Annotated in this window: 8 protein-coding genes; 2 read left to right on the forward strand and 6 right to left on the reverse strand. The window is 51.0% G+C overall.

Annotated elements, in window-relative coordinates:
- Positions 1-8: 8 nt before the first annotated feature.
- Positions 9-482, reverse strand: coding sequence for a hypothetical protein (locus tag IDH41_RS11945; protein WP_190861270.1), 474 nt, complete (start codon positions 480-482; stop codon positions 9-11).
- Between the two features lie 1,381 nt (positions 483-1,863).
- Here IDH41_RS11945 and IDH41_RS11950 point away from each other — a divergent pair.
- Positions 1,864-2,373, forward strand: a complete 510-nt coding sequence (locus tag IDH41_RS11950) for a polymorphic toxin type 44 domain-containing protein (protein WP_190861272.1) — start codon at positions 1,864-1,866, stop codon at positions 2,371-2,373.
- Positions 2,374-2,678: 305 nt separating this feature from the next.
- On the opposite strand, the gene IDH41_RS11955 is transcribed toward IDH41_RS11950, so the two are convergent.
- From IDH41_RS11955 to IDH41_RS11965, 3 genes are all read right to left on the reverse strand, one after another.
- Positions 2,679-3,143, reverse strand: a complete 465-nt coding sequence (locus tag IDH41_RS11955; RefSeq protein ID WP_190861274.1) for a Mov34/MPN/PAD-1 family protein — start codon at positions 3,141-3,143, stop codon at positions 2,679-2,681.
- The gene (locus IDH41_RS11960; protein ID WP_190861276.1) at positions 3,140-4,429 is read right to left on the reverse strand and encodes a ThiF family adenylyltransferase; all 1,290 of its coding nucleotides are present in this window, start codon (positions 4,427-4,429) and stop codon (positions 3,140-3,142) included. Before IDH41_RS11960 ends, IDH41_RS11955 begins: the two co-directional genes overlap by 4 nt.
- A gap of 432 nt (positions 4,430-4,861) precedes the next feature.
- Complete coding sequence (locus tag IDH41_RS11965; protein WP_190861278.1) at positions 4,862-10,891, reverse strand: S-layer homology domain-containing protein; 6,030 nt, start codon at positions 10,889-10,891, stop codon at positions 4,862-4,864.
- A gap of 351 nt (positions 10,892-11,242) precedes the next feature.
- Between IDH41_RS11965 and IDH41_RS31330 the strand changes: the two genes are divergently transcribed.
- The gene (locus IDH41_RS31330; RefSeq protein WP_223829665.1) at positions 11,243-11,530 is read left to right on the forward strand and encodes a hypothetical protein; all 288 of its coding nucleotides are present in this window, start codon (positions 11,243-11,245) and stop codon (positions 11,528-11,530) included.
- 109 nt (positions 11,531-11,639) lie between these two features.
- Here the strand turns inward: IDH41_RS31330 and IDH41_RS11970 are convergent, their stop codons facing one another.
- Positions 11,640-12,626: a glycoside hydrolase family 113 gene (locus IDH41_RS11970; protein ID WP_223829666.1), complete on the reverse strand. Its 987-nt coding sequence runs from the start codon at positions 12,624-12,626 to the stop codon at positions 11,640-11,642.
- A 19-nt stretch (positions 12,627-12,645) separates the two neighbouring features.
- Positions 12,646-13,650: a carbohydrate ABC transporter permease gene (locus IDH41_RS11975; RefSeq protein WP_397327827.1), complete on the reverse strand. Its 1,005-nt coding sequence runs from the start codon at positions 13,648-13,650 to the stop codon at positions 12,646-12,648.
- Positions 13,651-13,659 lie beyond the last annotated feature (9 nt).

Genomic DNA, 13,659 nt, shown 5'->3' on the forward strand with positions numbered 1-13,659 from the left:
CCCAAGAATTATCCATGGATATTAACCATATTCAAAAATGGATAACTTATTTCAATGATAATTCGTTGAACCTGTCTACGTACTTGGCTGGCGAACCATTTTCCGTCACGGCGACAACCAGTGAAAATGCGAATAAGGTCGATGTCCATTTCGGATTCGGCGTTGCCGATAAGCCAGTACCAATACAGTTCTTGTACAATGAGGATGACGATCGTTATCCAAACTTCGCTCATATCTTTAACCTGAGTTCGGCCAATAATATAAACTGGAACACGGAAGCCTGGCGCAAATATTGGATCCAAATCCCTGACGGGACATATCCGGCTACCGTGACTGCCACCTATAATAATGGAACCACGCTCAGCAAGTTCATTAACATCATCATAAAAGATCACATCTGGTATAATAAAAAAGAAGGAAACTCGAATAGCGGGAAAAATCAAAGAAAGAGAGGACTTGCTCCTCTCTTTCTTTGATGTCAAGAATATTATTTCATTAACTGCTGCGAAATCGCTGCATTTTTGTTTTAAGGGATAAGGTACTTACGCAACTTTATAACATGTGTTAAGTTCAGTCTGGATTCAGGCAATGAACAGCTTGCGGTGCACGTCGTGCACACCGAAACTGTCGTTCGAGTAGATGCCGCCCGTCGCCGGAGGCGCGTCCACCCGGAAACCAGGCGCTCGAGCTGCAGGAGCTGGCAACCATCGGCGGCGCTTCGACCGTCCGCAACCGAACCTGGCACTTACGCTGCAGAAGATGGCCTCCGCCGGAGGCGCGTCGATCGTGCGCTTCCGGACCCGGCTCTCAATCTGCTGTAGCTGGCGCAGCGGCGCACCTCCGCAATTTCGGAAACCTGGGCTCGAGTGATTCAATGCCCGGACGATCATCACGCGAGCGATGCTTTGTTTTTCCATTCCTCTTAATGGAGATGGTATAATAAATGGAACGAATAGGAGAAGGAGGGAAATGATAAGTTTGCATCATTCGGTGATGCAGGATGACTCACTGGGATCCAAAAAGGAGGGATGCAACTGATGTCCCTAATAGCAACCTTTTTTCCATTTCATGAGTCTATCCATTAATGAACATCTGAAGATGAACAAAAATAAGGAGGTAATTTTATGAATTCTATAAAGCAAAGAATCAACCTTTGGTCCTTTATATTAACGTTTGTTTGTTGGGGATTATTTTTCTTGACGGCCACGACTTCTTTACATATTCATTCAATTGTCATGATCCTTGCGATAATTGTATTTCTTGCGAGCTTCGTTGGATTGGGAAGCATGAACAACTGGAAATCAATATTAAGATCAATCTTATCTCTTCTTGGGTGCGTTTTGCTCATAATAATTGAGATATGGGTACTCTTTTTTGGTAGTCTACTGGCATAAACCTACAGCTAACTGCGAAAAGGCTTTCGAGTTAACATCTAGTGACAACAATCAATCAAGTCCCCGCCTCGTGGGAAATATTGCCTATACTTTTTTGGATACTATGCAAAATAGTGATGATGAGGTTACACCCGCACTACGCAAAGGTTTTAGCCTCATTCAGAATCTTGTAATTCGCACATAAAACCAAGTCCAAATGCCTTAATCAAAATAGAAACTAATATAAATATTTATACCTATTTACAGAAATAGAAATATAAGGATAATTAGGATAAGTCGTTGAGAATGGAGGTAAGTGGTTTATAACTATATTAATTGAATTCAGGAGGAAAGTATGAAGAAAAGAGTTCTTATCCTATCTATTTTATCTTTAATCTTAACAGTTGGTTTAAGTGCAAGTGCTTTTTCTGCTACCCCATAAGATGTGACCTCAAGCTTCTCTCAGACAATGAGGGATAACGGCGCATGGATGGCTTATTATGCATTAACCGATATTGAACAGGAAACTTATCCATTTGGAACTGGTTTGGAGTTCGCTTCTAAAGTAAAGTCTGGTGGAGTATGGGATTATAAACTAACATTAGGCGTGGATACTCCTTATAAGTACGCAGGATATAATGTAACAGGTGAAGACTTAGGTAATATACACTATGGTTTTGTGGGCAGATATGCAGGATTTTCCAAAAACCTTTTGTTAACTGCCGCAGGTGCTGTTCAAATTTATTCTGGTACAGCTCATATAAAATGGTATGCATCTTATTTTGATGACCCTAACGACCAACACTGGATTGACCATGGAATCAGAAGATTTGATAATGGAACTTTACCAACGTCCTTTATTACATCTTCATCGGGAGTTCAAATTGATACTTCTCTAATTCATACTTTAACAGAAGCACAAAAGAAAGAGATTAGAGAGATCGCTATGGCCAGATCTAAAGAAATTAAGGAAGAACAGAGAAAAAAGAAATCTCAGTAGGTAACTGGTCATTGTATTGTCAATTAAATTGTATATAAGAATTTCTTAAGAGGCGATAACTAATCGGAATTTAACCGGTTAAGCGATCGCCTCTTATGCGGTTTTTATGGGGTACCGAAACATTTTAACGAAAACACCTTTTGGAGCTTAATGAACCGCCTTATCACCAAGGCGGTTTTCTTATGCTCAAGTTGTTCTCCAGAATACATATGCGTAATCGAAAGGGCAAGGTACTTAAACCTATTCATCGCTCACAGCATCGACTAGGCAACCCCCTATTATGGGAGTTGCCTTTTTTAAAACAACTATTTATTCGTTTGAATAATCTGTATGAAATTCCCGTCTCGGTCCAGAGAAGCAACAAAAAAATTATTAATTCCAACAATGACCATTAGCAAAAAATCAATGTCCATTTTCGTATCTCGCATCATATTTGCAAGCAACCTTCGATCTGTTAACGATGGCTTTGGTATCAATTCTGGATGTGTATGCCACTCTCCGAGGTATATAACTTCACCGCTAGATTCATCCCATTTCTCATTGACGAGCTTCTGCGCTTTTTTTACATTGCGATAAAAATAATATCGCCCCGACTTATCTTCGCCAGAAGGAACGCTAACGCTCTCGATAATAACCTTATCAGCGTAAACCCTACCAAATAGAATGCCACCAGACTCATGCTGATGATCGAAACGCTGCCGGTAACAATCAAATGTTTCGATGACCTCTTGTGCAAGAATCAGCTCTCTATGATTTAATTGATATTTCATTGGGCTATGCAGACCTCGCATCCAGTAAAACTGCTAATTGGATCTCTTTTTATACCATAATCACCTTCATGTTCCCATTGAGGAGAGATCTGCCGACCACTTGCTCGATGCATCGTCAAGTTACCGAACCAAGTAAATAAAACGTTTTCCTTAACTGACCCAGCAAGAATGTCTTGAACTAAAAACATAAGATCATTTATAAACCGTTTTACTTCCAAAATGCTATAGGGAACGTATGCACTTTGGCAACCTGACTCACGAATCGCATATTGCCCCGGATTATCTAACACAGTCTGCTTAAATGTATGGTCTTCGTTGAATAGACATTGTAAGCATCCGGTATTAGCAGGATCCACAAACACAGCGTGTGCACCGGCCAAATAAGGTTCCACCCATACATATAATATTGGTTTATCGATGATTCCCTGACGCTGTAGATTATTTAATCGAAATTCAGCATTCATATTTCCAACGGCGACGACAGTAAAGTCACAATTATTTAGTAAAGATTCGTAATCTCGCAGTAATGTTAATACATCGCCATGATATACAGTATTCTGGCTATGCGGGAAACGAGAAGCTATTTGTTCGCTCACTGCTTCGACCTTATTTTTACCTACATCAGAAGCACCACAAATATGCCGTGCGATGTTTTCAAATGTCAGTTTGTCATTATCAATTAGAAGCAATTTGTGCATTCCAACTTCACTAAGAGCGCTTGCAATTTGACTTCCAATTGAGCCACATCCAATAATGCCTACTCTCGAATCGAATCCAATTGTTCTGTCACCGCCGCGCCGCAGGAGCCGCTCTTTATCCACGCGAGTAATAACATATTTATCAATTGTTACATGTTGGAAATGGTTAAGCTCCAATCTTGCATTTTGCCCGAAGTCCAGCCGGGCCGTCTCCGCGCCGCCTGCGAGCCGTCGCTCCTCCAGGCGCAAGTAACGCATCCGATATTCCGGATGCCGTCTCGTCAGCTTCCCGCCGAACGTGCCGCTCGGCCAGTTATCCTCATCGTAAAGCCAGACGACCATATCCCTTTTCTTGCATGCGTCAACGCAGAAAGCCAGCATGTCCAAGTATTCGCGGGACATGTACTCGGCGCTCTTGCCGTGCCGGGAATGCAGCACGACGCCGCCGACGCCTTGCTTCCTCATTTCCTCCAGCTGCCATTCCAGCTCCTCCCGCTTGTAATCGTGATTCAAGAACCAGAACGGCTGCGGGCGGTACGCCGGCGAAGGATCGGCGAATTGCTTCTTCGTCTCTTCCAATAAGCTCATGACAATCTCCTTTCTTCTTTCGAGAATGGGCAGTATCCGTTAAACGCGGAATAACGAGGCGCCCTCAACGAATATGCGGATTGGCGATCCGGCTCGATTTCGGAAAGGAATCAGACCGAAGCTTTTCCACCGCCAAAATCCGTTCTCCGTAACTTTCGCCATTCCGCCGGCATCTCCTCCCCAAAACTCGGGGCCTCCGAACACGTCGTCATTGACGGCGACGGCGCCGTCCTCCATCCAGCGCTTATCATAATCGCAATGCACGATTAATTGCGCTCTGACGCTTTCTTGTTTACAAGTCACATGGACAATTACCGAGAAATAAAAAATAAGAGCCTTTTCGGCTCTCAAAAAGTTGATTAGGCATGCGCTAATCAATGACCGGCGACAGCTTTGTCGCCGGTTACATTTAAATGTTCTCCTTGCACTACGTTACTCGTTAATCAAACCGGATTTTTGCAGCAGCCGCTGCATAATCGTCGCCACTTCCGCCCTTGTCATAAAAGCTTTGGGAGCTAATTCGTCATCGCTTCTGCCGGAAACGATTCCTGCGCTAACGCTGTCGCCAACGCCGGACAACGCCCAATTCGAAATATGGCCGACATCGGAAAATGCCTCAAGAACGCGATTCGCGCTTTCGCCCGCTTGTACGCCCGGCAATCCCGTAATCGCCATCGCTTTCGATACCATCAGCATCGCCTGTTCGCGGGTAATTTTGTCGTGCGGGCGGAAGCTTCCATCTTCGTAACCGGCGATGATCCCGTATTCGTAAGCAGTCTGAACCGCGCCGCCGAACCAATCGGCAGGCTTGACATCCGTGAAGACGCTCATCCCGCTCTCCGGCCTAAGGCCTAAGCCGCGAACCGCAATGGCCGCAAATTCGGCTCGAGTGATGTCGCGATCCGGGCTGAACCTGCTCTCTCCCGTTCCGCTTACGATCATCCGCGCTCCCATGTTGTTGACAGCGTTCTTCGCCCAATGGCTCTCTACATCCTCGAACGTAAACGGATGCGAAACAACGGAGTAAATGCTGTTCGTCAAACTGTTGATTTGCGCATAGTACTTGCCGTCGATCGTGACGATCTTCGTAGGCACGTGCCGCAGCGTGCCGTCCGCTTCCACCGCTGCCCCGGTCGTCATCCGCTCCGGATCGATGCCTTCCGGAAGCGCAATCGTGCGCTTGACGTAGGCGCCAAAGCTCGACACTTCTTCCGTACGATCGCCGTTGACTGCGCTTATCTTGAAATGGAGCGGCGGCACGACCAGCGTCGCTCCTTCCCGATCGGCCGCATCCTCGACGACGGAGACCTCTTCCGTTAACAGCTCGGAAATTTCAAGCCTGATCTTGATATTCTCCAAGCCGTTATCGATTCCGATCCGCTCGGCAATGGCCTCGATATTCAAGCGCTCCGCCGGCAGCGTATAGGCCGCCCTCTCCGTACGAAGCTCCAAGACGGCTTTCAGGACGCCCATGTTTTGGACAATTCGCCCGCTTAGTTCGCCAATTACCGCCTGACTGCCCGCAGCGGACGGAATGGTTATGACGGCCTGTTCGCCTTCGGCTTCAAGCAGTCGCTGCAGCTTCTCTTCATCCACCTTGATGGTGGTCACTCGCTGCCCATTCACTTCCTCGGTCGTTGCCTTCCCTATGTTCTCCGTTACGCCGTTCACAAGAACGCCGGCTTCCGTGCCTGCAGGCGGCCCCGAAGGCGATCCGCCCCCATTGTTCGGCGGCGTCTTCGGCGTCGAATCGCCGATCGTAACGGTCAGCGTCGGGTCGACTCCTTCGCTCATATCGATCGTGAACACATGCTCCCCGATACCTAGCTTAGCCAAGTACGCTTTCTTGATCGTCAACGCATGGCCGGCTCTATCGTAGCTATAGTTCCGCTCGCCGATGCCCGTCCCATTCCGTGTCACACCGATCAGCGTATTGCCGTTCTCCTTCAGTTTCGTCGTTACGTCTGCATAACCGGCCGCTTGCTTGTACTTGTCGAACGTCGCCGAGTCCGAGTTCGCCGTGCTATTGTAAGCAAGCTTCTCGCGGTCGTACAGCTCCTCGATATCTTGATCGAATAACGGCAAGGTGTATAAGCCCGTCTGGCCGATCCGGCCTCCGTAATAGGATGCGCTGGAATCGTCCCCGAAGACGTCCAGCTCCGCGCCAGCGGCAATCGTCGCGGTCAGGCTTCCTCTCTCGATGTCGTAGAGCTCGGGATTTCTGGATGCCGGGTTCGCCCCGTCCTGATTAAGAGAAGATTGCTTCGGCTGGAAGCCGGTCTGAAGCTCTTCTTGCTTCACGCCGTCCACGTACAGCTTCAAGATCCCTTCTTCATAGACGACCGTCACAAACCGCCAAGCATCCGCGTCGAAGCCGGTGCTTACCGTCTTCAGCGTTTGTTCTTTGGATACGCCCGCGATCAGTTGATCTCCCTCGATTTTGAGCGCGAGCCCTCCGTCCCGATTCCCTTCGTGGTAAAGCATCTGCGAATCCTCGGTTTCATTTGCTTTGACCCACATGGAGACGGTTCGATTGTAGAACGAGTCGTCCAGATGCTCCAGCTTGATCGCATCGCCGCTGCCGTCGAAATCGGCGTAACCGGCGTCGCCCGAATCCGGATCGGCGAAGGACGGGCTGCCGATCGCCTCTCCGTCGTTGCCGCGCCCGGACGCATCTTCCGCTCCGCCCAGGAACGAATACAACGACTCTTGCGAGAAGTGATTGATCAAATTCCACATTTCCCGCGTGCCCATTATGGACATGCCGGAATGTCTGGCCCGGAACGGAATGCGTAGATCCATGTTTTCTTCGGACCAGGCCGACGGGTCCGTAATATCCGGCGTCGTCTTCAGTCCGAACTTGCCCGCCCACCAATAATCGTACATCATATGCCATTGATCGCCGACTTTGAAGATGGATGCGCCTTCCGTTTTTAACGGCGTCACGTATTCGCTGACGCGGCCCGCATCCCGATACGTTTCCGGACTCGCGACTCCTTCGGCGGACCAGGTTTGCCTGTTTCTCATTCCACCCTGATTTTCATGGGTTTCATCCTTATAAAACATCATCCATACCGTATTGCCGGGAATTTCTTGATTGTCCGGAATGCCCAGCTTTTCTCTCACCGTCAATCCGTCGATCCGCTCATCCGCATCCAAGGCGTGCAGCGTCGCATCGATCGTTTTGTGCTCCGGGGCAAAAAATGGCTTGGCGTCGCTAAACGTTTTCCAATCTTTTGTCGTCGCGTAATAATGCTTGTTGTCTCCCGATGAATAAGTGCCGACGGTGGAAGACCAATAAATGACGTACTCCCCGTTCACGGGATCATAGGACCACTCGGGCGCCCAGGAATTGAAGACGACCTCGCCGCGGTCTTTGTACGCCTTCATGACATCCAGCATCCTGTAGTTGGTCCAATTGATCAGATCCCGGGATTCCGCATAGCCGAGCATGCTGAATATGCCCTTGCTGTTCGGGCCGTTAACGGTCGCGGCCGTGAACATCAATCGCCATATGCCATCCTCGCCCTGCGCGATGAACGGATCCCTGAGCGGATTGTTGAAATCGACGACCGGCAGATTGTCGTTCAATTCGTACCATTTGAGGCCGTCTCTGCTGTAAGCCAAATGCAAATATTCGTCTTTTTTGCCCGTTTGCGCAATATCCGAGCGGAAATACGACATTAAATAGACAGGCTCGCTATCCGTTGCCTCCTCGACGGTAACGGCGGAAGTGCCGAGAACGTCCCCTTCCTCCGACTTCAGCTTGATTGTCGCATGGCCCGGCGCAAGCGTCGTGAGCTTGCCGTTCGCGTCGATCGAAGCTACTTCCGGATGATCGGACGACCATTTCAGACCGTAAGGCTTCGCGTTCGAAGGCTCAAATGCCGGCGCAAACACGTAGTCGACGCCAACGGGCAGCGTGATGCGAACCGGATTCAGCTTGACGCTCTGCAAGCCCGGATCGGTGACGGTAACGTCCACGGACGCCTTGTAGCCCCCATCGACGGTCGACGCGCTGATCGTCGCCGTTCCGGTCGAATCCGCCGCGAGATTGGCGATAAGCGCTTCCGTCGTATCGATGCGGACAACGGACGGATCGCTGGATTCCCAGATCAGGTCCGAATTCGTCGCATCGATCGGAAGCAGGGAAGCGGTCAGCGGAGCCTTCTCGCCCAGATTCAACGATAATTCGGTTTCGTCGAATGCGATGCTCTCGGCGGATACTTCGCCGATCTTCGGCACGACGACGGAAGGGAAGAGGCGGACGTCGTCAATCAGCCCTTCGAAATGAGCGCCGGAGGCCGTTCCTCCGAACGCGTCCACTTCCGCTCTCCAGCCGATGCCGCCAACGTTCAGCGCGGAAGCGACAAGCGCGAAGCCCGTAGCCTTCTGCGCCGCGAGTTCGCCATCCAGATACAGCTTGAAATCCCCTTTATCGAACGACACCAGCACATGATGCCAAGACGAAGTATCGGTAAAGTCGACGGACAGCACATGCCGATTGGACGCGTTCACGACGGCCGCTTCCAGCTTGTTGTTGTTAAGCTGGATCGCCAGCCCGGCTACGTTGCCTCCGCGCTCGAACAACACCTGCCTCGCGATCGTCTTATTCGCTTTGAACCACAAGGAAGTCGATTGCTGCTCGAATTCGTTTCTCATGAAGGTGCCGGACGGCCCGTTCAATGCGATTCGGTCGCTTGTCCCGTTCAAGGAAAGGGCGCCGCCTCTCACGCCTCCTTCGGGAAGCCAGGTGCCGTACGTAATAAACGAGTGGCGATAGTTGCCCGAGGAGTCCAGCGCGAAGAAGCTGCCCGCAGGCTCGTCCATCTTGTACCAAGCATCCATTCCGGTATTCGGTACGCTAATCACCTCTTGCTGCACCTCCGGTGTCTCGGGCTCTTCTTCGTTCGAAGGCCCGTCAATTGTTTTGATGCCGAAATAGTCGACCCTCACGTTAATCGGATAGTCGGGCGCGACGTTGTTGTTGCCATATACGCCGATTTTAATATTTTGCAAATCAAGCGTCGCCGTTTCGGCCGCTTGCACCCAGCCTCCGTCCGACCAGTAGTAGCTCGTATATTGATTGCCGAACTTCCTGATCTTCAGCTTGACCTGCAAGCCACCCGGATGATCGGCCATATTGCCCCGGGTGTACGCGGCGGCCTTCTCGTAGCCCGTCTCGATGAATTTATTCTGGTTCCATACCTGACCCAGTCTGTAGAAGTTGTCGGCATCCTGCATCACGATCAAGCCTGCCTGCTGATGGTTCCTTAAGATCGGAGCGTGCAGACTCGTTACGATTTCGAAGTTCTCCGGCGCTTCGCGCAAAAACACGTTATTGAGCGTATTATTCGCCTGATAAAGATCGGTTGCCGTCGTCTGGAGAGTCAAATAGCCCGGATGTTGGCTAAGGCTCCATTTGCCGGCGTCCTCTTGAAAAATCGACCAATCCCCGCCAAGTGAAGGAGAATCAAACGAATCGAGGGCGAACGAGGACAAATCCGGCTCCGGCTGCCCGATCCGATCGCTGGATAACGCGGTGACCTTGACGTTATCGAAAGCTGCGTCTCCGGCTGTATGCCAGGCTCTTAAACCGAAGGTGCCGATCGCATGATCCGTGTCGGTGAATGTAAACTGAAACTTTCCGTTCAAATAAATATAATAAGAGGCGCCAAGTCCGACCACCTTTAATCGGTTCAAGGCATTCGGCGTAACCTCGGCCGCGTTCGCCCCCTCCAATCGATGAATAAGCGCGAATTTGCCCGAGCTTCCGTCGCGCGTCAACTTGGCAGCCGCAAGCGTACCGTTCGCGGCAAAGCCGACAAAATAGCCGCTCATCGTATCCGCGCCGGCGCCGGGATCCGTCACCCGAAAAACAAATCCGGTATTTTGCAGGCTGCTGTACGGATTTATGTCGGCTTCCATTACGAAATGCCGCGGGGAAGCATCGGCCAAATCCGCGATCATCGCCTTGAAGCCATTCGCTTGCTTGGCTACAAACTGTCCGCCTGCGACCGACCATGCCGTCGGGTCGTCCTGAAACTGCCAGTCCGCCGAATCGTATGAGCTGAAATCATAACTCCATTCGGATTCGATGTCCGCGATGACGTACAGCCCTTCGACCCGCTCGGACGGCATCCCGCCTTCCGATTCGGCATAGGCCCGAATTTGCGTTGCCGAATCGATCCAGATCGGTTCCGAATAGACGGGAGAGCTTGCATTCGGCTCGCTTCCATCCACCGTATAACGAATGACCGCTTCCGGTGTAGTCGTGCTTAAAGCAACGGTCTGCGGCTCTTCATATAGGCCTGGAGCCACGCTGAATGCAGGCGCTTCCGCTTCATCCCCGGCAGCCTCCGCATTCATCGCTTGCGGCATCATCGCGAACGCCATAAGAAAGCTTAAAAATATGGATAGTGCAGTCTTGCTGCTGATCCATGCGTTTTTCCGCTTTTTCAAATCTCAAACCTCCCCGTTTTGTTTACAGTCGCCTATGTAAGCGTTTTACCAAATGGACATGAATAAAATCGGCTAGGACCGATTCGGTTGATTGAAGCCCCCTTTCCAACTTTCGATTCACCAAATGCTGTAAGCGCTTCCTTTCGGTGTTCCCCCATTATAGAGCAACTCAAATAACGGTTAACTACACATTTATGACAATTTACTCCACAAATTTTACGGCTTCGCTTCGGCCGCGCGTTGTAGAGTTGACCGGCACGCTATCATAATCCCCGAATCCCCTCTCGTCAAGAGATAATGCGGGAATGAGCAACATATCGTGGGATCCCCCCTTTTGCTTTCGAAATAGGAATGAATTTCCGGGAATATCGCTTTTTCCAATTCATCCGATTTCATGATAAACACAGAGTGGACAAAATCAGATTTGTGCTTCTTTACGAGGAAGCGCCTGAAGCGCAATGCTACGGGTACATGGAGTTGGATCGGGATGGCAATAGGCTCGCGCTTTACAACGGATATGGCGAGGAAATAGACATGTATGGCGGACATGAATTCGTCAGGGTACGGACGCTTGGCAAATTCGATAACGAAGACCGCGATCATTTTTATTCCTTGTTGGAAAGCGATGGTGTAGGATAATCGGACGACAGGCGAAATAAACAAACGCAAAACTAAACGGCCTAAGTCCAATTGAGATCTGGACCAAGGCCGCTTAACTGACTTTACAACTCGGATCTGCATCGTTCCGCTACACGCCCACCCGCTTCTTTCCCGCGTAATACGCCTTGAGCACATCCCCGGCTTTTTTGCCATAGATGTCGAATCCGCGGTTGGCTGGCGCTTCCTCCAGCTCGTACAGCTTCGTGCTCCAATCCCACCAGAAAAATCCCGCGAACCACGGCTCATCCCAGAACGATTGCAGCGCGGATTGATAGAAGTTCGCCTGTTCCTCCTCGTGGAACGGGAGCTCGTCATGCTCGAAGTCCCACGGCATCGTGGCGCAGCCAAGCGCGCTGCGGCAGCCGATCTCCATGAAGACGACGGGCTTGCCGAACTTCCGGGACAAGGCGGCGAGCTTGGGCTTCTGCGCCGCCCAACCTTCCAGCATGGACGCCAGACTGTCTCCCGGCTGCTTGGCAACGGGATAATAGGCGCTCATGCCGATGAAGTCGACGGCGTCGAACCAGTCGATTCCTTCCTCTTTGCCATGATTGCCGTTATAGATGATCGGACCGCTGTAGATGCCCCGCACCTTCTCGATCAGCGCCCGCCAATAGCGGGACTTCGCTTCGGTCCGCACCATTTCGCAGCCGATGCAGAACATCTCGCAGCCCAGCTCTTCCGCAAGCTCGGCATAGTGGCAGACGAAGTTGGTGTACGACTCGAACCATTCATCCCAGTACGTCGCTCCTTTGGCATCGTCCGGGAAGCCGATATGCGCACGCCAGATGCCGTCCCGCGAATTGACGACCGGCTTGAGGCATACTTTAAGCCCCTGCGCCTTGGCTTCCTTGACCGCAAAGGCGATGTCGCGATCCGTCATCGTGTAGCCGTAATCAAACGTAATGCTGGTCGAATAGACGCGGTCCTGATAAGTCCAGAAGGATAAAGCGATCCATTCGCTGCCCGTCTCACGCAGCTTCCGCAAGGAATCTACCGCGTAAGGCTGCCTGTACTCGCCGCGTTTGGCGCCCCAGCCGAAGGTCATTCCTTTAAAAAAAGATCTTGATGTCATCTTCGAATCCTCCCATTCATTAGCCTACGACGCCCGTACGCTCTACGCTTTCCACAAAGTACCGCTGGACGAATAAATACATAAGAACGAGAGGGGCGATCGCGAGCAGAATGCCCGTATCCACGATCATGGCGACATGGTTCGGATCGGCCCTGGTCTCCGCGCCCGTGGCGAGGCCGAGCAAGCCGGGCAAATACTGATTCGTGTCCGCCGGCAGCGACGCGACCTTGATCGACATCAGCGCGCTGTCGCTCATGAACAGGGAAGCGTAGAACGTATCGTTATACTGCCAGACGAAGGCGAACAGCATAACCGTCATAAGCGCGGGCACCGCGTTCGGCATCATGATTCGCAGGAAGGTGCCGTACGCGCCGGCGCCGTCGATCAGCGCCGCTTCTTCGATCTCCTTCGGCAGTCCTTTGAAGAACTGACGGAAGATATAGATGTACAATCCCGATTTGAGCCCGTTCGCCAAAGCGGAAGTAATGATCGACGGCCAATACGTATTAAGCAGGTTGATCCCGTCTTTGCCGCTGAACAGTCCGACCGCACCAAGGACGTCGAAGCTGCGGAAGTGCAGGTACATCGGCACCATCAGCGTATTCATCGGTACCATGATAGTCAGCACGACAAGCATGAACAGGATGTTGCTGCCCGGAAATACGAATCTCGCGAAGCCGTATCCGGCAAGCGCGCAAGATGCTGCCTGCAGCACCGTCATCACCGTCACGAACACGATCGTATTGCCCAGCATCGGCCAATAGTTCAAGATATCCAACGCCTGCTTGATATTGTCCAGCGTAAAGTGGACAGGCACCATATAAATCGTAGGGTTGTAAATGTCGACGGGAGCTTTGACCGCCATCGAAATGCGCCGGATCAGCGGATACAAGATGACGAACGATATTCCGGTCACCAGCACGTAGACAAGCAGCTTCCAGGCCCAGTCCGTCGCGCGGTTTCGCGCTTTGTTGAACCGATACAGGAACATCTCGTTCTGCTTCATGCTTTGCGGCATGTCCATTCGCTTCCC

The sequence above is a fragment of the Paenibacillus arenilitoris genome (assembly GCF_014705655.1).
Taxonomy (GTDB): Bacteria; Bacillota; Bacilli; order Paenibacillales; family Paenibacillaceae; genus Pristimantibacillus; species Pristimantibacillus arenilitoris.